Origin of the sequence: Mammaliicoccus sp. N-M50, from assembly GCF_022386995.1 — a bacterium.
In the GTDB taxonomy this organism is placed as follows: Bacteria; Bacillota; Bacilli; order Staphylococcales; family Staphylococcaceae; genus Mammaliicoccus; species Mammaliicoccus sciuri_A.
Genome location: NZ_JAJNJA010000007.1, coordinates 107,062 through 128,837, shown reverse-complemented (window position 1 = coordinate 128,837; position 21,776 = coordinate 107,062). Strand labels below are relative to the sequence as shown.

Genomic DNA, 21,776 nt, shown 5'->3' with positions numbered 1-21,776 from the left:
TTAAACCCTATCTAGCGGAAACTAGATAGGGTTATTTTTTATTAATTAGATAGGTAAATAAGTATTGTAATGAATGCGAATGAACAAATTTCAATAAAGTAATATTGAATTTATTCTAATTTTTTTTGAATTTTTTCCAAGCACTCCATTATTGAGTCTAATTCTTCTATTTTATCCTTTATTCTATCTTTGAGAAAGTCATTCGATTTATTTTCATTTGCTTTTTCACTTTTTATTACTCGTGGGTCATTCATTTCAACATCTGCAGAATGTTCTACTAATTCAATAAATCGATCTAGTGCTTTTAATTTTTGTAGTAACTCACTTAAATTATTTATTTTATTATTTATTTTATCTAAAGAGTTTAGATTCAAATTTAAATGTTGGTTACTAAGTATTTTTGTTATTTCATCTTTATATTCTTTAATTATTTGTGTTGTATTATTTTCTTTTATTCTTTTAAAACTTTCTAAAATATGATATTTATCGAAAGAACGTGTATAATAAACTTTTTTTGTATGCATAATATTGTGACTATCTATATCATTCAAATCTATTTGGTAAGCTGGTTTTACACCGTTTAAACCTATTTGCAAAGTAGTTCCAACTTTTACATCATTCAGTTGGTTTTTTATATGTTCAATATTATCTATATGTTTCCCACTTATTAAATCAATCATTATTAGTGTTTTTTGATTTTTTTCATTTTCAGTTTCATTTTCTTTTTCGTTTTCTTTATATATTCTTCTAAAAGTATATATAAAGGCTAATGCAGTTATTATTGCTCCAAATAATTCAGCACCATGCTCATAAATATAACCATGTTGTTGTGTACTTAAAATAATGTTTATAATAAACACTTCCTTTTTATAATTATTTTTATATTTGACTTGATATTATCCAATTAATACGGACATGTCAAAGAGTGTTGATACCACTGTATATCTATATCACCAATGCTTTCTATTCATCTTTAATTATAAATTACAATACCATTAATTTATTAATCGAAAAATTCCCCAAGTCTCCAAGATTATATTTAAAAAATCTTATTTTTATTAACAAAACCTTTGTTACTTGGCCAAGTAACAATTGTGAATAAGTTTAGCTTCCGACAGTTGTTCCGACAGTTTGGGTATAAATAGGGGGTATATAGGGTTGAAATAGCTGTTTTGTTCGTAAAAATGAGAACATGTAAAAACGCCTAAAAACGCTGTCATATCAATGTTTGTAAGATATTCATCATAAAGTCAATACAGAACATTTGTACTTGTGCACAAGTTAACCACATTTTGTGGATAACATTAGTATAAGTTTTTAAATATTTGTGGATAAAATAGTTGATTCAGATCGATATTTTACATTTTACTTGTGGATAACTAGGATAACTTTGTGGATTACTTGAAAAATAAGACTTTTTGATGTGTATAAAGATGTGCTTAATTATTTCAGAAAAAAACGACTGAGGTGTAAAATTTACCTCAGCCGTTTTTCGTTAATTTAACTTACTTTCAAGTTCTTCCCATTTTTCCATATTTTCTTCGAGCAAACGTTCTGTTTCTATTCGTAACTTATTAATTTCATTGCTTTTTTCAATATCATTAAATATCTCTGGTAATGTCAGTTGATGTTCATAGTCAGAGATTTGTTCTTCATATGTCGAAATATTATTTTCAATTTCTTCTAACTGTCTTTCAAGTTTACGCTTTTCTTTTTTTAGTTGCTTTTGATTTGCGTAATATTGATCGTCTTTAGCCGTTTCAGTAGATTGGATGTCTTCTTGTTCATAACGACTAATAGCCTCACGTTGTTCTAGCTTTTCTAAATAATATTGGTAATCGCCTCTAAATAATTCATTTCCACTTTGTGTGATGTGGAAAATATTATTTGCTAGTTCGTTAATAAAATAACGGTCATGTGATACAAAGAGTAATGTACCTTCAAAATTTTGCAAAGCTTGTTCCAACATTTCTTTAGAATCGATATCTAAGTGGTTGGTAGGTTCATCTAGAATGAGTACATTGTTTTTTTCTAACATGAGTAAAGCGAGTTGAAGTCTAGCTTTTTCTCCACCAGATAAATCATTGATGACTTTTTTTACTTCTTCTTGAGTAAATAAAAATCTACCTAAAATCGTTCTTATATCTTTCTCGGGCATATGTGCATACTGATTCCAAACATAGTCTAAAATTGTCATATTAGAAGTGAATTCTGCTTGTTTTTGGTCGTAATAACCGATTTGAATATTAGAACCATAAACAATATTCCCGCCTAAAGCAGGTATTTTTTGTGCAATTGTTTTAATCAACGTAGATTTCCCAATACCATTTGGACCAATTATCGCAATACGATCATGTCGCTTCACTTCTAAGTTGATAGGTGGTGTAATGCTTTTAGAATAACCGATATCTAAATTTTGAACTTTAAGGACATCTTCACCTGTAGCTCTAGTTATTTCAAAATTTATTTGTGCACTTTTAGCATCAAGTCTCGGCTTTTCGATTCTTTCCATTCTTTCTAGTACTTTACGACGACTTTTTGCCATACCACTTGTTGAAGCACGTGTAATATTTTTTTCGACAAATGTTTCTAACTTTTTAATTTCATTTTGTTGTCTTTCATATTCAGCCATGACTTTTTCGTAATGTGCATCTCGTTCTTTTAAGAATTTACTGTAATTACCGACATACTTTTTAACAGAACCTAAAGCGACATCATATACTTGATTGACTATTTTATCTAAGAAGTATCTGTCATGACTGATAATAACAATTGCACCTTTAAAGTGTGTTAAATAATTTTCTAACCATTCAGTTGTTTCCATATCTAAATGGTTTGTAGGTTCATCGAGTAACAGTAAATCAGGTTCACTTAATAACATTTGAGCCATAGATAATCTTGTTTTTTGGCCGCCGCTAAATGATTGAATTTGTCTATCAAAGTCAGATTCTTTAAAGTCTAAACCTGTTAATACGGTCTTAATTTTGCTTTCGTAATTATAGCCATCCATTAATTCATATTGATTAGATAACGCTTCGTATTGAGACAATTTTTCTTTATATATGTCTTTGTCATATTCATCAGCATGAATACTTAACCAATCTGTTAAAGTTTTCATTTTATCTTCAATATTGATAACGTCTTTAAATGGTTTTTTCATTTCATTCATAACAGTGTCATTAGAATCTAATGTCATTTGTTGAGTAAGGTATCCCATCGTAACTTGTTTACCTTTAGAAATATTTCCTTCATCATACGACTCAACACCAGCGATGATTTTCATTAATGTTGTTTTTCCCGCGCCATTTCTACCGACAATAGCGATTCTTTCACCGGTTTTTACTTCGAAATCTACATCAGAGAATATAACTTCTCCATCATAAGATTTCTCTAATTTATTTATTTGTAAAAGTATCATGTTTACACCTCTCTATTAGTTATTATTTTACATGAAAACGAGTGATAATTGTATGTAAATCACATACAATATTTATATAGTTATTTTACGTGAAGTTTGTTATAATTAAGCCATTAGATGTGAACGCAATCACATTATTTTATATTGGAAAAGGTGAGGATTTTGGCAAAGAATGATGTGAAGATCCCTAAAGCAACTTTGAAACGTTTGCCTCTTTATTATAGATTTGTTAGCACATTGCATAATTCTGGCGTAGATCGTGTTTCATCGAAAGAATTAAGTGAAGGACTTAAAATTGATTCAGCTACTATTCGTCGAGATTTTTCGTATTTTGGTGAATTAGGCAAAAAGGGTTATGGTTACAATATTAGTTATTTACTTAAATTTTTTAGAACAACGCTTGAACAAGATGATATGACTAAAGTCGCAATCGTTGGTGTTGGTAATTTAGGTACTGCACTTGTGAATTATAACTTTACTGTTAATGATAGAATGCAAATTGTAGCTGCTTTTGATCAATCAGAAGATATCATTGGTAGTATGGTTGGTAAATTAACTGTGGATAGTATGGATGATTTTGAAAAGGTAGTTGAAGAAGTAGGTATACAAGTTGTAATATTAACAGTACCACAACAAGCAGCTCAAAAAGTTGCGGATCGTATAACATCTTCGGGTATTACTGGTATTTTGAATTTTACACCTCAAAGAATTAATGTACCTGAGAAAGTGCAGGTTCATCATATAGATTTAGGAATTGAATTACAATCTTTAATCTTCTTTATGAAGAATCAATAGGAGGGTATCAAATGGAAGCTTTAATGTTTATTAACACACTTGGTATTTCAGGACCAGTCAGTTTATTATTTATAGGGGTAGTTGCATTAATTATATTTGGACCAAAGAAATTACCACAATTCGGTAGAGCAATGGGTTCAACTTTGAAAGAATTTAAAGATGCAACTGATGGCATGACAAACTTTGATGAGAAGAAAAGCACTCCAGAGGATGGCAAAGATAAAGAAGTTAAATAGAATTTTATTTAACAGATGTTCCCAAGAATGTGGCGGGTTTCCTGCCACATCTTTTTTAGATTGGAGGTAAGACGGTGGATAAAGACAATTTAACATTTGTCGAACACTTAGAAGAACTTCGTGGACGTATTATGATTATTGCATATTTCCTTGTTGGTGGTCTCATCGTTGGCTTTTTCGTAGCTAAACCTGTTATTTTTTATATAACAAATGATGATTTTACACAAACATTAGAACTCAATGCATTTAGAATAACGGATCCATTAACGATATACATAACAATGATAATTGTGATTGCATTTATCATTGTATCGCCTGTCATTTTATATGAATTATGGGCATTTATATCTCCAGGTTTACATCCGAAAGAACAAAAAGTGACATTAAGTTATATACCATTTAGTTTAATTTTATTTGTAGGTGGTTTATTATTCTCATACTTTGTGATTTTTCCGTATTTAATTTCATTCACAATGGGATTAGCTGATGATATGGGGATTAAGCAAACAATCGGGATTAAAGAGTACTTTAGTGAAATGTTTAAATTTACTATACCATTCGGATTTGTCTTTCAATTACCAATTTTATTACTATTTTTAACAAGATTAGGTATCGTTACACCGATGTTTTTAAAGAAAAATAGAAAATATGCGTATTTTATTTTACTTGTTGTGGCTGCGTTAATCGCACCACCTGACTTTATGACACATATGTTATTTACATTACCAATGATTTTACTTTATGAAATCAGTATTATTATTTCAAAAATAGGCTATAAAAAATATTTAAAAGCAGAGCAAAAATTAATGGAAGAAGAACTTGGGATGGATGAAGAAGATAAAGAGCAGCTGTAGCTTATTGCTATAGCTGTTTTTTATTGAATTGTCTGATATTTGTAATCAAATGTTAACTTGAATATGTGTGGTTTATGATATATTATTATTCCTATCATTGTAATAGGAATAAGGAGTTGTTTATATGGTTTGGATGATTATAAGTGGACTTATAGTCGGAATATTACTTGGCTTTGTTATGCAAAGAACACGTTTTTGTTTAACAGGCGGGTTTAGAGATATGTATGTACAGAAAAATAATAAAATGTTTTATGCTTTATTAATTGCAATCTCTATTCAAAGTATTGGATTATTTACACTAGTTGGATTAGGTGTATTTAAGCTAGAAGCAGAAACATTTCCATTAGTAGGTACGATATATGGATCATTTGTATTTGGTATCGGAATTATCTTAGCTGGTGGATGTGCGACTGGGACTTGGTACAGAGCAGGCGAGGGATTAATTGGAAGCTGGATAGCCTTAGTATTATATGGTGTAACAGCGGCAATTATGAAATCTGGACCATTAAATCCTGTTCAAGAAAAAATTAATTCATATAGTGTCGTTAACTCTAATATGGCAGAAACACTAAATGTACCTGTATGGGTATTGATTGCTATTTTAGTGATTGTTACAGTTTATTTTGTGACAAAGACTCTCAAAAAACCAAAAGTAGCAATTCCTCAATTAAAACAAAAATATACCGGCATTCGTCATATCTTATTTGAAAAAAGATATCACCCATTTGCAGCTGCAATTGCAGTAGGGATAATAGCTTTAATTGCTTGGCCAATGAGTGCTTCAACAGGAAGAATTGCTGGCCTTGGTATTACAACACCTTCAGCAAATATCGTGCAATACTTAGTTACTGGTGATGCGTCATTAATTAACTGGGGCGTATTTTTAGTACTTGGGATATTTATCGGTTCATATATTGCAGCAAAAGGTTCAAGAGAATTTAAATGGAGAATGCCAGATACTAAAACAATAAGAAACAGTGTTATCGGTGGTGCATGCATGGGTGTTGGTGCATCATTAGCAGGTGGCTGTTCAATCGGTAATGGTTTAGTTTCAACAGCAGCTATGAGTTGGCAAGGTTGGGTTGCTTTACCATCAATGATTTTTGGTGCATGGTTTATGAGTTATTTCATCTTTGTTAAACCTAGAAAAGCAAGACAAACAAAAGCACAAGTTAGCACACAAAGTATTTAATAAAAGGAGTCAATATATATGGTACATGAATTAGGTACAGTAGGAATGGTATGTCCGTTCCCATTAATAGAAGCACAAAATAAAATGGATGAATTACAAGTAGGCGAACAATTGAAAATTGATTTTGATTGTACACAAGCGACAGAAGCACTTCCAAATTGGGCAGCAGAAAATGGCTATCCCGTTACGAATTATGAACAACTTGGAGATGCTTCATGGACAATAACGGTTGAAAAACAATAAATTACAGTTAACCTAGAAACAAAGACATTAAGCTTTGTTTCTAGGTTTTTTTGTTTAAAACAGCATTTTATTTATAAAGAATTGGAAACGGTTTTATGATAAAATAAATGACTGAGAGGTGTATACATGAAGACGATTAAAGATATTGCTAATATGGCAGGTGTTTCTAAAAGTACAGTTTCTAGATATTTAAATGGCGGCTCCATTAGTAAAAGTACAAAAGAAAAAATACATAAAGTAGTAGAAGAAACAGGATATAAACCGAATCAATTTGCACAAAGTTTAAAGGCTAAGAGAACGGGGCTCATTGGTGCAATTGTACCTAGGCTAGATTCCTATGCAACGACTGAAACGTTAAAAGGTATTGAAACAACTTTACTTAAACAAAATGTTCAAACAATGATTGTAAATACAGATTTATCAAAAGGTAGAGAAATTGATTCTATTTATCTGTTAGCTAAGCGTAAAGTGGATGGCATTATTTTGATGGCAACGAACATTTCTGAAGAACATATGAAAGCAATTGAGTCAGTTGAATGCCCGATTGTTATTGTTGGTCAATCTCATGAATCACTTTTATCGATTGTTCACGATGATTTCCAAGCAGGTAATCAAGTAGCAGAATGGTTATTGAAACATCAAAAGCACAATATTACATATATCGGTGTTTCTGAACATGACATTGCAGTCGGTAAAACGAGAAAAGAAGGTCTGTTTGTCCCACTAAAGGATCAAGGCATCAAACCAACATTTATTGAAAGTAGTTTCAGTATTAAAGATGCTCAGATATTGGGTAATGATATTAAATTGAGAGAAGACGAAGTTATTGTCGCTGCTACGGATAATATAGCATTAGGTATATACCATACACTTCTAAAAAGAGAAGTTGATATGCCAACGATTATTGGATTTGGTGGAAATAAGATGACAGAAATTGTGGCACCTCATATTGGGACTGTGAAGTTTAACTATTATTTAGCTGGTGAGACAGCAGTTCATGTATTAAATAAAAGTATTAATCATGAAACGGTAGAAAAATTAAATATTATTGAAACACAATTTGAATGGTTAAAAAATTAAGCCTTTCAAGTATGCTAAAATATATATATTATGGAACCGGTCTAAATCGGATGTAAGGAGAATGATAATGGTAAATTGGACACGAGAAGAAAGATATAAAAAATTATCAGACATATCTGATGAAGCATACAATGAATTAATAGATAAAGTGAATGCGTCAAAATGGCGTCAAACTTTTCATATTCAACCAAAAACAGGATTGTTAAATGATCCAAATGGATTAGTTTATCATAATGGTGTTTATCATATATTTCATCAATGGTTTCCGCTTGGTGCAGTACATGGTTTGAAGTATTGGTATCATTATACAAGCAAAGATTTATTAGAATTTAAAGATGAGGGAATCGCATTAGCGCCTGATACAGAATATGATAGTCACGGTGTATATTCGGGTAGTGCCTTTGATTATGATGGTAAGTTATATTTAATGTATACGGGAAATGTGCGAAATGAAAATTGGGATCGTAAATCTGTCCAAATGATTGCTGAACAATTAGAAGAATGCACTTTTAAAAAGTTTGATCAACCAGCTATTCCAAACAAGCCAGAAGGATATACTGAACATTTTAGAGACCCTAAAGTATGGTTTGAGAACGGAAAATACTACGCAATATTTGGTATTCAAAGAGAGAATGAAACAGGTACGGCTGTTATATATGAATCTGAAAATATTCAAGATTGGAACTTTAAAGGCGAAATCGAAACACAACTGCAAAACTTTGGTTATATGTGGGAATGTCCAGATTTATTTAAGTTAAATGATAAAGATGTATTTATCTTTTCACCTCAAGGTATTGAAGCGGAAAATAACCAATTCGAGAACATCTATCAATCTGGTTATTTAATTGGTGATTTTGATATAGATACGTTGAAGTTTGAGCACAAAGAATTTGTTGAATTAGACCAAGGATTTGACTTTTATGCACCACAAACATTCTTAGATGAACATGGTGACAGAATTTTAATTGGTTGGATGGGACTTCCTGAAATAGATTATGCTACAGATGAAGAAGGTTGGGCACATTGTTTAACAATTCCAAGAGTGTTAACAATTGAAGAAGGCAAACTGAAACAAAGACCTATAAAAGCACTAGAAAAATTAAGAACAAATAAAGAAACTGCTGAAGGTTATGCTAATAAGCATTCAGTTAAACTTCACCCATATGAAGGTAAACAATTTGAATTAATGATTGAGATTCTAGAGAATGAAGCTAGCGAAATATACTTTGATTTAAGAGTTTCTAAAAAATGTTCAACACAAATTATTTATAATACACGTTCTAAACAACTTACTTTAGATCGATTTGAAAGTGGTATTGTGAGTGAAGCGGTTGAGAAGACAACTCGTACAACAACTTTAGATAACGACTTAAAAGAACTGAGAATTTATAGCGATACATCTAGTTTAGAAATTTTCGTTAACGATGGTGAAAAAGTATTAACAACGAGAATATTCCCTGATGAAGATGCTGTTAATTTCAGAACTTCTACAGAGTCTGGCCAAGTTTACTTGAAGTTTACGAAATATGACTTACAACTAAATAATTAAATGAATCAAAAACACTTGTTGTTCTGATACAGCAAGTGTTTATTTTAATATCAGTAAATTGTAAGAAATATGAATAAGTTATTACAAAATATTAATTCTGTGTAACATATGGCGTTCAAGCATAGAAAACGAAGAAACATTCCTTTATACTTTAACTATTAATTAATGTAGAGGAGGGGAAGAATTTTTATGAAGATATTTAAAAATGCTATGATTTCAACATTACTATTATCTTCTATGGCATTTGGAGTAGCACACGGGAATAATACAGATGCAATAGAAAGCAATGAATCTAGTACAAAAGATACTTCTCCGAACACAACTCAAGAACAATCGAATCAAAATATAGAAGCACAGCAATCCAAAGAAACTGATTCAAATAGCGAACAAAATAGTAAAACTGAGGAAACAACTACTGAACCGAAGTCAGAAGAAGATTCAAGCACTGAGGAACAGTCATCAGAAGAACCTACTAGAGATAAAAAGTCTGAACAAAAATCAGATGAAAAGCCAAGTAAAGAAGAACCAACAACAGAAGAACCAAGTACAGAGCCGAAATCAGATCAGAAACCAAGTACAGAAGAACCGAAGACTGATGAAAAGCCTAGTACAGAGGAGCCATCAACAGAAGAACCGAGCACTGAAGAGCCAAAAACAGATGATAAACCAACATCAGAAGAACCAAGTACAGAAGAGCCAAAGACAGATGATAAACCAACAACAGAGGAACCAACAACTGAAGAGCCAAGTACTGAACCAAAGTCTGGTGAAAAACCGAGCACGGAAGAACCTTCAAGTAATGATAACAATCATCAAGTACCACCACCGAACCAATCCAATAGTGGGAAACCATCTTCTGAAGAACCTAAAACTAATGAACCAAATTCAAATAGCAATAATGATCAAAATGTAAATCAATATAAACCAACAATGCCAGCATATCCAAATACAAATGAAGTAGGGGATGGATATTACAATCCGCAATACACTGATGAAAAGGCGCCTAAATTTATACCTGGCCATTCAGAAGCGTATTATAGTAAATTGGATGAAGATGTACTAGCGCTCGTAACAAGTAAAGTTGGTAGTAGACCTGATTTAGCACAACCAAAATTTAAAAAGACTAATAAAACGACTGAAACTACTTCTGTAGATGATGATGATACTAAAACAGAAACAACTCAAACTACGACAGAAAGTTTTGAAACAGCTTCTGACGACAAAGGTATTTCTAAACCATTCATCATTGGTATTTCAATCGCAATCGTACTAGTATTAGGATTCATCATATTATTCATAATGCGAAGATTTTCAAAATCATAAATATAATAAAAGTGAGTCTGGGACAGAAATGTTCTAGACTCTTTTTATATTTTTAGAAATAGGAGGGTGAACATTGCAAGTGGGGCGTGACAAGCAATGTTGAAGGTCTGAACATTGCAAGTGAGGCGTGACAAGCAATGTTGGAGGTCTGAATATTGCAAGTAGGGCGTGACAAGCAATGTTGGAGGTCTGGATATTGCAAGTGAGGCATGACTAGCAATGTTGGAGGACCTTGTATTTATCAAGACAGGCGAAACAAGATAAATATGGACTTTGTATTTATCAAGACTAGTGAAACAAGATAAATATGGACTTTGTATTTATCAAGACTGCCCAAACAAGATAAATAGCCACTTTGTATTTATCAAGACTGGTAAAACAAGATAAATAGGGGCATTGTATTTATCAAGACTACCCAAACAAGATAAATAGCCACTTTCTATTTATCAAGACTGACCAAACAAGATAAATAACCGCCTTGTATTTATCAAGACAGACGAAACAAGATAAATAGCCGCTTTCTATGTTGCAAGACACACCAAACAAGCAACATAGATATCCCGTATGTTGCAAGACTCCCTAAACAAGCAACATAGAAACCCCATATGTTGCAAGACACACCAAACAAGCAACATAGAACCTCGCTTTTTCATTGATTTTTCCAAATAAAAAAGACTGGCACATAATGAAATGTCTCAGTCTCTTCTATTATCTTGAAAGTAGACTTCTGTCCCGCTCTCACCTTTTTATTAAAATTCACTTTGATCAATATTCTGTGTTGCTTTGTATAATGTTTCTATAATGGATTTTACAGTACCTTCTTCAAATGGAGATTGTAACTGAACAGATGCCATAATATCAATAAATGATTGTGAACCGCCGATTTGACATATTTTTAAGTAATCAGACCATGCTTGATCTGGATCAGCTTCTTGTTTAATGAAAAATTGCATTGCACAAATTGTCGCTAATGTATAATCAATATAATAAAATGGTGATGCAAAAATATGACCTTGTCTATGCCAGAATGCACCATTTTCAAGATGTTGAATATTGTCATAGTCTACACTTGGGAAGTATTTATTTTCTAAATCTGACCAAGCTTTTCTGCGTTCTTCTGAAGAAATGTCTGGATTCTCATAAACAAAGTGTTGGAATTCATCCACTGCTACACCATATGGTAAGAATTTAATATTGTCTTCTAAGTGAGCTAGTTTAAATTTATCCGTATCTTGTTTGAAAAATAATGACATCCATGGATAAGTTAAATATTCCATGCTCATTGAATGAATTTCACATGCTTCTGAAGTAGGGAAGTAATATTCTGGTACAGAATACTTCAAGCTTTCAAATACTTGGAAAGCATGTCCGGCTTCATGTGTCATAACTTCAATATCGCCTTGTGTACCATTAAAGTTTGCGAAAATGAATGGTGATTTAAAATCATTTATGATTGTACAATATCCACCACTTTCTTTTCCTTTTTTAGCTTCTAAATCAAATAATTGTTTATCAATCATAAAATCTATAAAATGACCAGTTTCTTTAGAACGTTCATGGTACATTTTTTTAGCATTTTTCACGATTTCCTCTGTTGATATTTGTGGTTTAGGCGATCCCGTTTTAAAAGTGAAATTATTATCGTAAGCTTTTAAACTGTCAACGCCAATACGTTTTGCATGCTGTGATTTGATCTCTTCAGTAATAGGTACGACATGTTCTTTAACTTGCTCTCTAAAAATTTTTACATCATTTGCGTCGTAACCAATTCTTTGCATTCTATCATAGCCTAGTTGAACAAAGTTCTCGTATCCTAATTTTAAAGCTATTTCATGTCTTGTTTTTACAAGGTCATCATAAATACGATCTAAATCCTCTAGATGATCTGCAAAAAACTGTTCTCTCGCTTTAAATGCATCTTTTCTAATTTCTCTATCTTCGTTGATTAAGTACTTACTGAATTGTGATAAGTTCAAATGTTCACCGTTATATTCGATATCTGCTGAAGCAATTAATTTATCATATTCGCTTACTAATTTATTTTCTTTAACAAGTAAGTCATTAATAGAAGGATTATATGTATTAAGAGCAACTTCTGCTAAAGAAAATAGTTGTTGTCCAAAATGCTCAATTAAATCATTTTTAAATTTAGATTTTAATAAAGATTGATAGAATAAATGATCTAAATGTTGTATTTTAGGCATTGTTTCATCAAAAAAATCTCTTTCTTTATTATAATATTCATCATTTGTATCGATAGATGCTCTTATGTAAGCTAAGTTATAATGCGTATCAGTATGGTTTCTAATCTTATTAATTTCATCAATCGCCTCAATTGCTTGATCGACCGTTTCTGCATTATCGAATTCATTTAATAATGATTTGGTTTGTTTTTCTTTTTCTTCAATATTGATTTGTTCATATTGATAATCTTTAAAAGTTAACGTCATGTTAAAACCTCCCTTAATACATTTATTATAACATTTCTTTGTTGTAATTTTATTGAAAATTGCGAAAATAAAGGTAAAAGCATATAATATGAAATGAAAAGAGGTGTATATAAATGACTAAAAATAATGAACAATTATCTTTAGAAGTAGCAGCATTAACGAGGAAGACAAAAGAACTTGGAATTCCTATCATGATTGTATTTGAAGGTGTTCCCGCATCAGGTAAGACGAGACTATCAAATGAACTTCTTTTAACACTTGATGCTAAATACACACACTTTGTACCGATGAAATCACCTTCAGAAGACGATCTAAGATATCAATTTTTACAGAAATATTGGAACAGTTTACCTTCAAAAGGTGACATCAATATTTATTTTAGAAGTTGGTATGCATATTATATAGAATATCAAGCAAACAAAATAAAGCATTCTATATACAACAAATATCATGCTTTACGCAGACAAATCCAAGACTTTGAAACTATGGTCCAAGATGATGGCTACGAAATTATTAAGTTTTATATTGAGATTAGCGATAAAAAGAGAAAAGAACATTTAAAAGAAATGAAAGAAAATCCATTAACAAGTTGGAAAGCGCAAGAATACGAAAGTGCCATTAATGATGATGTATATCATAAAGAAATGCATAAAATACTTAAAGCTTCCCCTGATGAATGGGAAATCATTGATTATACGGAGAGAGAAGAAGCTATCAATTTGATGTATAAACATATCATCGATCGATTGAACAACGCGATTAAACTACATAAAAAGAAAGACAAAGTAATTGATGGCGATTTTACGGAAGATTTTAAAACAGACCTATTTGATCAATCTATAGATAAAGTAAATAAAAAGACATATAAATCTCTTATAGGTGACTTACAAGATAGACTGAAAGAATTGCAATTTGCATTATACGAAAGAAAAATTCCGTTAATATTAGTATACGAAGGCATGGATGCAGCCGGTAAAGGTGGTAATATTAAAAGAGTTAGAGAAAAATTAGATCCAACTGGTTATGAAGTAAATGCAATAAGTGCCCCAACAGATGTTGAGTTGAATCATCATTACTTATGGAGATTTGCTAAAGACATGCCAAGAAGCGGCCACATTGAAATATTCGATAGAAGTTGGTACGGAAGAGTATTAGTAGAAAGAGTAGAAGGATTTGCTACTAAAAAAGAATGGAAACGTGCCTATGAAGAAATCAATCAATTTGAGAAAATGTGGACGGACGAAGGTGCAATTATTCTAAAATTCTTCTTAACTTTAGATAAAGATGAACAATTAAGAAGATTTAAAGAACGAGAAGAAACACCAGAAAAACAATGGAAAATTACAGACGAAGATTGGCGAAATAGAGAAAAATGGGATCAATATATCGAAGCAAGTCATGATATGATTAAATTCACAAACACAGATCATGCACCATGGCTTGTCGTACCAGCTGACAATAAAAAATCAGCTAGAATCGAAGTTATCAAATACATTATTAAAAAATGTGAAGAAGTATTATGGGGTGTCAAACAATATTAGAGTATATTAGGGACAGAATTGTGAGAAATGTCCGTAAGAGCTGTCGTTAGGGACAGAATTGTGAGAAATGTCCGTAAGAGGTGCTGTTAGAGACAGAATTGTGAGAAATGTCCGTAAGAGGCGTTGTTAGGGACAGAATTCCGAGAAATGTCCGTAAGAGGTGCAGTTAGGGACAGAATTCCGAGAAATGTCTCTAAGAGGTGCTGTTAGGGACAGAATTCCGAGAAATGTCCGTAAGAGGTGCAGTTAGGGACAGAATTCCGAGAAATGTCCGTAAGAAGTGTCGTTAGGGACAGAATTGTGAGAAATGTCTCTAAATGAGCGCACATCTAACAACCACAATTCAGAATAATGGAAGTAACAGCGTTCTAACAACCACAATTCGGAATAATGGAAGTTACAGTGTTCTAATTACCAGAATTCAGAATAATGGAAGTTAGCCGCCCTCCAAATACAAAAAAATAAGCATATCACTTAAGACTGAGTTCTTCAGTTCGGTGATATGCTTATTTATTTACGCTTAGCTATACATGCTCAAGATTGTATGATATATCAGTTGTGAAATTTGAGATTGTTTCTCTAATTGTTCGTTTACTTGATCTTTAAATACAATTTGTCCTAAAACAACTATTCCGTTCATTCCCATATGTGCAACCATTGGTACGATGATACGTTTCGTTAATACATAAAGGCCGCTAAATACAGTTCCCATTACAACATATATTAATGTATGTTCTGGATCTGAATGTGCTAATGAGAAAATAAAAGAACTGACTAATACTGCTACGATAAAGCTTAACCACTTAGGTGCTTTAATCATATTGTATATTTCTCCGAAAATTAATTTACGGAATATTAATTCTTCTAATATTGGACCTGCTAATACGATATAAACGATTAATATATGTGATTGTTGTGCAATCTTCATGAGATTTTGAGTATTACCACTTTCTACTGGTTGATTAAATATATATGTATTAATCAAAGCGGCGATGATTTGTCCAAGCATGGCCATTATAATACCTGCAACACACCAGAAAATCACGTATACCCATGGTTCTTTCTTCTGTTGTTCTAATCGAGTTGGATTTTTAATATTTGAGTTCATATACCATAATAATAAAACAGTAATGATAGCTGTTGTTGCCATCCATGTTAAGCTGATTTCTAATCTTGTGACTTTAGATAATCCTGAATCAGCGTATAAACTATTTGGAATAATTGCGATTGTTTGTACAACACCAAATAGTAATAGGGTAGCAATATTAACAGTTAATCGATTAAATTGCATTTTCAATTCCTCCAAAAATAAACATGTAAACATTGTACCTTATTTAGCAGAAAAAGAGAAAAATTTAAGTTATATTGCTTGTAATTTTGACCAAATTTGATTATTATAAAAATGTAGTTAGCACTTAAGTATAAAGAGTGCTAACATTATTAGCGCCAAGGAGGATTTTATAAATGTTAAAACCATTGGGAGATAGAATTATTATTGAGAAAACAGAAACAGAACAAACTACAGCTAGCGGGATTGTATTGACAGATTCAGCTAAAGAATCGTCTAACGAAGGAAAAGTTGTTGCTGTTGGACCAGGTAAGCGTCTAGAAGATGGTACAAGACTTACTGTAGATGTTGCTGTAGGTGATCAAGTTGTATATCAACAATACGCAGGAACAGAAGTTAAACGTGATAAAGAAACATATATTATCCTTTCAGAAGATGACATTTTAGCAGTTATTGAATAATTTAGATAATATTTTTGAAGATATTTTATGGAGGTTTTTATAAATGGCTAAAGAACTAAAATTTTCAGAAGACGCTAGACGTTCTATGCTTGCTGGTGTTGATAAATTAGCAAATGCAGTTAAAGTAACTTTAGGACCTAAAGGACGTAACGTCGTTTTAGATAAAAAATTCACTTCACCATTAATCACAAATGATGGTGTTACAATCGCTAAAGAAATTGAATTACAAGATCCATATGAGAATATGGGTGCTAAATTAGTTGCAGAAGTTGCGAACCAAACAAATGATGTTGCAGGTGACGGTACAACTACAGCAACTGTCTTAGCTCAAGCGATGATTCAAGAAGGTTTAAAAAACGTAACAAGTGGTGCAAATCCAGTTGGTATTCGTGAAGGTATTGATAAAGCAGTTAAAGTAGCTTTAGAAGAATTACACAATATCTCACAACCAGTTGAGAAAAAAGAAGAAATTGCACAAGTTGGTTCTATTTCTGCTGCTGATGAAGAAATTGGTAAATTTATTTCAGAAGCAATGGAAAAAGTAGGTAATGACGGTGTTATTACAATTGAAGAATCTAAAGGATTCAGCACAGAATTAGAAGTTGTTGAAGGTATGCAATTTGATAGAGGATATACTTCTCCATACATGGTGACAGATTCAGACAAGATGACTGCTGAATTAGAAAATCCTTACATCTTAATTACAGATAAAAAGATTTCTTCATTCCAAGATATTTTACCTATCTTAGAAAAAATCTTACAAACAAATAGACCAATTTTAATTGTTGCTGATGATGTTGATGGAGATGCATTAACAAACTTAGTATTAAACAGATTACGTGGTACATTCACAGCAGTAGCAGTTAAAGCGCCTGGATTTGGTGACCGTCGTAAAGCTATGTTAGATGATTTAGCAATTTTAACTGGTGGTCAAGTGATTACTGATGACTTAGGTTTAGACTTAAAAGAAACAACTTTAGATATGCTTGGTGAAGCAGGTAAAGTTCAAGTTACTAAAGACGACACTACAATTGTTGAAGGTCAAGGTGACTCAGTAAACATCGACGCTCGTGTTGGTCAAATTAAAGCTCAAATTGAAGAAACAACTTCAGACTTTGATCGTACGAAATTACAAGAACGCTTAGCTAAATTAGCAGGTGGTGTTGCAGTTATTAAAGTAGGTGCTGCAACTGAAACAGAATTAAAAGAACGTAAATTAAGAATTGAAGATGCTTTAAACTCTACACGCGCTGCAGTTGAAGAAGGTATTGTAGCAGGTGGTGGTACAGCATTAGTATCTATTTATAATAAAGTAGCTGAAGTTGAAGCAAAAGGCGATGTACAAACTGGTGTAAACATTGTGTTGAAAGCTCTTGAAGCACCATTACGTCAAATCGTTGAAAATGCTGGCTTAGAAGGCTCAATTATAGTTGAAAAACTTAAAAACGCTGACGAAGGTATTGGTTACAATGCAGCAACAGACGAATGGGTAAATATGTTAGATGCAGGTATTGTCGATCCAACAAAAGTTACACGTTCAGCATTACAAAATGCAGCATCTGTAGCAGCAATGTTCTTAACTACTGAAGCAGTAGTAGCAGACATTCCAGAAGAAGAACCAGCAGCACCAGATATGGGCGGCATGGGCGGAATGCCAGGTATGATGTAAAAAGACCATTAAATGCCGTCATATCAATGTTTTCAATAATGATTGGTCATAAAATGGTATAATTAAATGATTTCTAGTGCATATGTAAACCTATATAATTCGTGCTCCATTTTAGAAGCATAAAGGCGTTATCCGTCCTCGAATATATAGTAGTATGCACTCTTTTTTATACATAAATAAACCCACCTTACTTGGTGGGTTATTTAATTGGATGATTTTTATGTTAAAATGAATCTAATTTGTATTAAAGGAGTAGAAAATATGATTAGACCTGCTGTTAAAGAAGATGCGAAAAAATTAAGTGAGTTAATGTTTATGATTTGGCATGATATGGAGTTACCTTTAGTTGTTCAAAATGATAAGGAGACTGTTTTAAGATTACTTGAACAAGCGAGTGTTGAGAGTGAATATAGAAACCATTATAAACATAGTCAGGTATATGAAATTGATGGAGAAGTAGCAGGCTTTCTTAATTGCTATAGTGGCAGTGACGAAAAACAACTTGAAGAAAATTGGCACAATATTGCATTTAAAGATTCATTTAAATTAGAAGGAACGCCGTTACCTGAAAAAGAAGCGGATAATGGTGATTTATATATTGATTCAGTTGCGGTCTTTTCAGAATATAGGGGTAGAGGTATTGCCTCCAAACTTATAGAAGATGCTTTTGTACGAGCTAAAGAAAGAGGATTTAAGCAAGTATCATTAAATTGTGAATTTGATAATGAAGGTGCAATGAAACTATATGAAAAACTTGGCTTTAAACCATCATATGATCGAAAACTAAGCGGACATGACTACAAATATATGATTAAACAATTATAATAAACTAAAAAAGTAACATCGGTTGATAATATTAGCCGATGTTACTTTTATTTTTCTCAATATCAAGCAAGATTTCTTTTCGTTCTATGCCACTAGAATAACCACCAATTGATCCATCAGCAGCTATCACACGATGACAAGGTACAAGAATCGTAATAAAATTCTTACCATTTGCATTTGCAACAGCACGAAAAGCAGTAGGTTTACCAATATTCTCAGCTAACTGCTTATAAGATATCGTCTCGCCAAATGGAATATCACATAAAGCACGCCAAACTTTTTGTTGAAAAGGTGTACCAAAATTAAAATGTATAGGTGTTGTAAAATTAGAAAGATTACCTTCAAAATAAAGAGCTAATTCTTCCTCAAGTTTATCTAAAACATGGTTACTTTCATCATTAATTTCTGAATTAAGTTGTTTACGTACAATTTGTAATTCATCTTCTAACGAAGGTTTATTCGTAAAATGTAACATTAATAAATACTCATTATTAGCAATTGCTAACATTTCACCAGCGCTCGTTTGAATTAACTTTTGATATAAAGCCATAATCATCACTCCTAAAGAGAGTTTAACATATAAAAATTTGATTGACTTTAGATTACTAATAGAAGGCTTATATTTACAAGTTGTTGTAGATAGTAAAAATAAAGACTAAGATTATCTCAAATTAATCTTAGTCTTTATTGTATTACTTCTTTCTATTAGCTTTTTTTCGGTCGCCATTTCTACTTATAAATGCGGCTATTAAAAATAATATTGATGCGAATGTAAATTGAATGCCTGAGTTGCCGCTTATTTGAATGCCTATTCCAATAATTAAGCAGATTATAGCTAACCCAACGAGAACTTTTGTAATTGTAGACATATGTTTTGCTCCTTTACATGATTTATTATATCAATTATTTCTTTGTTATCCAAAAAGGGATGATTTTTTAAAATTAAATGATGAAATTTAGTGAACACACTTTTAATTTTCATAATTCTCGTCTAGTATAGAAGTATCATAACAATGAAAGAGGATGACTTTCTATGAACCCACTAGCATTAGAATTAAATGAACAACTGAAAAAAGAATATCCTGTTGTATTAGATATGCTTTCCGATTTAGGTAAATCTATTTATTATCCAAAGGGTATTTTATCACAATCTGGAGAAGCAAAAGGTACAAAGTATAATGCAACAATCGGTATGGCAACTACTGATGAAGGTATTATGTACACAGATGCTTTATATAATCAATTTGGTGACCAAGATCCAAGTGATATATTCCCATATGCACCGCCACAAGGTGATGAACGTTTACGTACATTATGGCAACAGAAAATTTTAAAAGACAATCCTGATTTAAGTGCTGATGATATTTCTAAACCAGTCGTAACAAACGCATTAACACACGGTTTATCTTTAGCTGGAGATTTATTTGTAGATGCACAAGATACAATTTTATTACCTGAACATAACTGGGGTAACTATAAATTAGCTTTTGGTGTGAGACATAGTGCGAACATTGAAACTTACAAAGCATTTGAAGAAGATGGTAGTTACACTTTAGAATATTTCAAACATGCTTTAGAACAATATAATAAAGAAAAAGTTATTCTCGTGTTAAACTTCCCAAATAACCCAACTGGTTATACACCAGTAGTTGAAGAAGTTAAAGAAATGGTTGAAGCTATTAAACAATTAGCTGACAAAGGTACGCAAGTCATTACATTAGTTGATGATGCTTATTATGGATTGTTCTTTGAAGATGTTTATAAACAATCAGTATTTACAGCATTAACAGCGTTAAATCATGAAAATATTATGCCGGTTAAAATTGATGGCGCAACTAAAGAATACTTCTCATGGGGCTTCCGTGTTGGTTTCTTAACATTTGGTAGTCAACATGATGTTGTTAAAGATGTCTTAGTAGCTAAATTAAAAGGTTTAATTAGAAGTAACTTATCAAGTTGTTCTTTACCTAGCCAAACTGCAATTATTCATGCAATGGAAGATCCTTCTTTCCAAGATCAAGTTGATCATAATGTGAATATTCTAAAAGAAAGATATGAAGTAACGAAAGAAGTCGCATATCGTGATGAATTTAAATCATTATGGACGCCATATGCATTTAATTCAGGTTACTTTATGGCACTTAAAGTGTTAGATGTAGATCCTGAGCAATTGAGATTACACTTAATTGATAAGTATAGTATCGGTATTATTGCTTTAAATAAAACAGATATTCGTATTGCATTTAGCTGTATTGAAAAATCTGACATAGAACATGTATTTGAATCTATTGCTAAAGCAATCAATGACTTAAAATAATAAAATCAAACAGAGTGTGTATATACAATTCATATACACACTCTGTTTTTTTATGTCTTAAAACATTGATTTATAAGCTTTTTAGTAAATGAGTTTGACAAATATGTATATAGTGTATATACTGTTTATACACAGTTAGAGAGAGGGAGGTTAAACATGAAGATTCTACTTCAAAATAATAGTAATCAGCCAATTTACGAACAGATTAAAGAACAAATTAAAGCACAAATATTACAAGGTAAAGTAGAACCGGGTGCTTCATTACCTTCTATGAGAGAGTTAGCAAGTGATTTAGGTGTCAGTTTAATAACAACTAAACGTGCATATGTTGATTTAGAACAAGAGCAATTTGTCACGACGATAAGAGGGAAAGGTACTTTTGTAAAATCACAAGATCCCTCAATCATGAAAGAAAAACAATTTATTGTCATAGAGGATTTAGCAAGAGATTTAACTAAACAAGCAAAGTTAATCGGAATGGATGTTAAAGAACTCAATGAAATCGTTAATTTGATTTATGAGGAAGGTGAATAAA

General features: G+C 31.8%; 20 protein-coding genes. 14 read left to right on the top strand and 6 right to left on the bottom strand.

Annotated features, from left to right (window positions below; genetic code table 11):
* Positions 1 to 110: 110 nt before the first annotated feature.
* A complete protein-coding gene (locus LQ622_RS11640; RefSeq protein ID WP_239775168.1) occupies positions 111 to 860 on the bottom strand; it encodes a hypothetical protein in 750 nt (249 codons plus the stop codon).
* Positions 861 to 1,495: 635 nt separating this feature from the next.
* Complete coding sequence (gene abc-f / locus LQ622_RS11635) at positions 1,496 to 3,418, bottom strand: ribosomal protection-like ABC-F family protein (RefSeq protein ID WP_239775166.1); 1,923 nt, start codon at positions 3,416 to 3,418, stop codon at positions 1,496 to 1,498.
* A 162-nt stretch (positions 3,419 to 3,580) separates the two neighbouring features.
* Here abc-f and LQ622_RS11630 point away from each other — a divergent pair, with 162 nt between their 5' ends.
* From LQ622_RS11630 to LQ622_RS11595, 8 genes are all read left to right on the top strand, one after another.
* On the top strand, positions 3,581 to 4,213 hold the full coding sequence (locus LQ622_RS11630; protein WP_025905057.1) for a redox-sensing transcriptional repressor Rex: 633 nt from the start codon (positions 3,581 to 3,583) through the stop codon (positions 4,211 to 4,213).
* An 11-nt stretch (positions 4,214 to 4,224) separates the two neighbouring features.
* A complete protein-coding gene (gene tatA, locus LQ622_RS11625; protein ID WP_025905058.1) occupies positions 4,225 to 4,449 on the top strand; it encodes a twin-arginine translocase TatA/TatE family subunit in 225 nt (74 codons plus the stop codon).
* A gap of 74 nt (positions 4,450 to 4,523) precedes the next feature.
* Complete coding sequence (gene tatC / locus LQ622_RS11620) at positions 4,524 to 5,303, top strand: twin-arginine translocase subunit TatC (protein WP_103361776.1); 780 nt, start codon at positions 4,524 to 4,526, stop codon at positions 5,301 to 5,303.
* A 124-nt stretch (positions 5,304 to 5,427) separates the two neighbouring features.
* The gene (locus LQ622_RS11615; RefSeq protein ID WP_239775164.1) at positions 5,428 to 6,495 is read left to right on the top strand and encodes a YeeE/YedE family protein; all 1,068 of its coding nucleotides are present in this window, start codon (positions 5,428 to 5,430) and stop codon (positions 6,493 to 6,495) included.
* An 18-nt stretch (positions 6,496 to 6,513) separates the two neighbouring features.
* Positions 6,514 to 6,738, top strand: a complete 225-nt coding sequence (locus LQ622_RS11610; protein ID WP_025905061.1) for a sulfurtransferase TusA family protein — start codon at positions 6,514 to 6,516, stop codon at positions 6,736 to 6,738.
* Between the two features lie 126 nt (positions 6,739 to 6,864).
* Entirely contained in the window at positions 6,865 to 7,818 is a 954-nt protein-coding gene (locus LQ622_RS11605; RefSeq protein WP_239775162.1) for a LacI family DNA-binding transcriptional regulator, read from the top strand.
* 67 nt (positions 7,819 to 7,885) lie between these two features.
* A complete protein-coding gene (locus LQ622_RS11600; protein WP_239775160.1) occupies positions 7,886 to 9,367 on the top strand; it encodes a glycoside hydrolase family 32 protein in 1,482 nt (493 codons plus the stop codon).
* Between the two features lie 189 nt (positions 9,368 to 9,556).
* Positions 9,557 to 10,690 carry an SdrH family protein gene (locus tag LQ622_RS11595; RefSeq protein ID WP_239775158.1) on the top strand — a complete coding sequence of 378 codons (1,134 nt, stop codon included), beginning with the start codon at positions 9,557 to 9,559 and terminating at the stop codon, positions 10,688 to 10,690.
* Between the two features lie 749 nt (positions 10,691 to 11,439).
* Here LQ622_RS11595 and LQ622_RS11590 read toward each other — a convergent pair.
* Positions 11,440 to 13,140, bottom strand: coding sequence for a M3 family oligoendopeptidase (locus tag LQ622_RS11590; RefSeq protein ID WP_239775156.1), 1,701 nt, complete (start codon positions 13,138 to 13,140; stop codon positions 11,440 to 11,442).
* Positions 13,141 to 13,253: 113 nt separating this feature from the next.
* On the opposite strand from LQ622_RS11590, the gene LQ622_RS11585 reads away from it, so the two are divergent.
* The gene (locus tag LQ622_RS11585; RefSeq protein ID WP_239762539.1) at positions 13,254 to 14,681 is read left to right on the top strand and encodes a phosphate--AMP phosphotransferase; all 1,428 of its coding nucleotides are present in this window, start codon (positions 13,254 to 13,256) and stop codon (positions 14,679 to 14,681) included.
* Positions 14,682 to 15,201: 520 nt separating this feature from the next.
* Here the strand turns inward: LQ622_RS11585 and mroQ are convergent.
* A complete protein-coding gene (gene mroQ, locus LQ622_RS11580; RefSeq protein WP_025905067.1) occupies positions 15,202 to 15,972 on the bottom strand; it encodes an intramembrane glutamic endopeptidase MroQ in 771 nt (256 codons plus the stop codon).
* A 173-nt stretch (positions 15,973 to 16,145) separates the two neighbouring features.
* Between mroQ and groES the strand changes: the two genes are divergently transcribed.
* The 3 genes from groES (at position 16,146) to LQ622_RS11565 (ending at position 18,924) form a co-directional block, all read left to right on the top strand.
* Positions 16,146 to 16,430 (top strand): co-chaperone GroES, encoded by a 285-nt coding sequence (gene groES, locus LQ622_RS11575; RefSeq protein WP_025905068.1) that lies wholly within the window; start codon positions 16,146 to 16,148, stop codon positions 16,428 to 16,430.
* A 43-nt stretch (positions 16,431 to 16,473) separates the two neighbouring features.
* Positions 16,474 to 18,099 carry a chaperonin GroEL gene (gene groL, locus LQ622_RS11570; RefSeq protein ID WP_037589599.1) on the top strand — a complete coding sequence of 542 codons (1,626 nt, stop codon included), beginning with the start codon at positions 16,474 to 16,476 and terminating at the stop codon, positions 18,097 to 18,099.
* Positions 18,100 to 18,360: 261 nt separating this feature from the next.
* Positions 18,361 to 18,924 carry a GNAT family N-acetyltransferase gene (locus LQ622_RS11565; RefSeq protein WP_239775154.1) on the top strand — a complete coding sequence of 188 codons (564 nt, stop codon included), beginning with the start codon at positions 18,361 to 18,363 and terminating at the stop codon, positions 18,922 to 18,924.
* Between the two features lie 31 nt (positions 18,925 to 18,955).
* On the opposite strand, the gene LQ622_RS11560 is transcribed toward LQ622_RS11565, so the two are convergent.
* On the bottom strand, positions 18,956 to 19,474 hold the full coding sequence (locus LQ622_RS11560) for a methylated-DNA--[protein]-cysteine S-methyltransferase (protein ID WP_239775152.1): 519 nt from the start codon (positions 19,472 to 19,474) through the stop codon (positions 18,956 to 18,958).
* A 142-nt stretch (positions 19,475 to 19,616) separates the two neighbouring features.
* A complete protein-coding gene (locus tag LQ622_RS11555) occupies positions 19,617 to 19,793 on the bottom strand; it encodes a hypothetical protein (protein ID WP_037589573.1) in 177 nt (58 codons plus the stop codon).
* Positions 19,794 to 19,957: 164 nt separating this feature from the next.
* Between LQ622_RS11555 and LQ622_RS11550 the strand changes: the two genes are divergently transcribed.
* Together LQ622_RS11550 and pmtR are read left to right on the top strand one after the other, a co-directional pair.
* Positions 19,958 to 21,241 (top strand): aminotransferase class I/II-fold pyridoxal phosphate-dependent enzyme, encoded by a 1,284-nt coding sequence (locus LQ622_RS11550; protein WP_239775150.1) that lies wholly within the window; start codon positions 19,958 to 19,960, stop codon positions 21,239 to 21,241.
* A gap of 156 nt (positions 21,242 to 21,397) precedes the next feature.
* A complete protein-coding gene (gene pmtR, locus LQ622_RS11545; protein ID WP_025905075.1) occupies positions 21,398 to 21,775 on the top strand; it encodes a PSM export ABC transporter transcriptional regulator PmtR in 378 nt (125 codons plus the stop codon).
* Position 21,776 lies beyond the last annotated feature (1 nt).

Excerpts from the sequence above, each read along its gene's own strand:
- abc-f (WP_239775166.1), bottom strand. The coding sequence starts at position 3,418 with ATGATACTTTTACAAATAAATAAATTAGAGAAATCTTATGATGGAGAA.
- tatA (WP_025905058.1), top strand. The coding sequence starts at position 4,225 with ATGGAAGCTTTAATGTTTATTAACACACTTGGTATTTCAGGACCAGTC.
- LQ622_RS11615 (WP_239775164.1), top strand. The coding sequence starts at position 5,428 with ATGGTTTGGATGATTATAAGTGGACTTATAGTCGGAATATTACTTGGC.
- LQ622_RS11610 (WP_025905061.1), top strand. The coding sequence starts at position 6,514 with ATGGTACATGAATTAGGTACAGTAGGAATGGTATGTCCGTTCCCATTA.
- LQ622_RS11605 (WP_239775162.1), top strand. The coding sequence starts at position 6,865 with ATGAAGACGATTAAAGATATTGCTAATATGGCAGGTGTTTCTAAAAGT.
- LQ622_RS11600 (WP_239775160.1), top strand. The coding sequence starts at position 7,886 with ATGGTAAATTGGACACGAGAAGAAAGATATAAAAAATTATCAGACATA.
- LQ622_RS11595 (WP_239775158.1), top strand. The coding sequence starts at position 9,557 with ATGAAGATATTTAAAAATGCTATGATTTCAACATTACTATTATCTTCT.
- LQ622_RS11590 (WP_239775156.1), bottom strand. The coding sequence starts at position 13,140 with ATGACGTTAACTTTTAAAGATTATCAATATGAACAAATCAATATTGAA.
- LQ622_RS11585 (WP_239762539.1), top strand. The coding sequence starts at position 13,254 with ATGACTAAAAATAATGAACAATTATCTTTAGAAGTAGCAGCATTAACG.
- mroQ (WP_025905067.1), bottom strand. The coding sequence starts at position 15,972 with ATGCAATTTAATCGATTAACTGTTAATATTGCTACCCTATTACTATTT.
- groES (WP_025905068.1), top strand. The coding sequence starts at position 16,146 with ATGTTAAAACCATTGGGAGATAGAATTATTATTGAGAAAACAGAAACA.
- groL (WP_037589599.1), top strand. The coding sequence starts at position 16,474 with ATGGCTAAAGAACTAAAATTTTCAGAAGACGCTAGACGTTCTATGCTT.
- LQ622_RS11565 (WP_239775154.1), top strand. The coding sequence starts at position 18,361 with ATGATTAGACCTGCTGTTAAAGAAGATGCGAAAAAATTAAGTGAGTTA.
- LQ622_RS11560 (WP_239775152.1), bottom strand. The coding sequence starts at position 19,474 with ATGGCTTTATATCAAAAGTTAATTCAAACGAGCGCTGGTGAAATGTTA.
- LQ622_RS11555 (WP_037589573.1), bottom strand. The coding sequence starts at position 19,793 with ATGTCTACAATTACAAAAGTTCTCGTTGGGTTAGCTATAATCTGCTTA.
- LQ622_RS11550 (WP_239775150.1), top strand. The coding sequence starts at position 19,958 with ATGAACCCACTAGCATTAGAATTAAATGAACAACTGAAAAAAGAATAT.
- pmtR (WP_025905075.1), top strand. The coding sequence starts at position 21,398 with ATGAAGATTCTACTTCAAAATAATAGTAATCAGCCAATTTACGAACAG.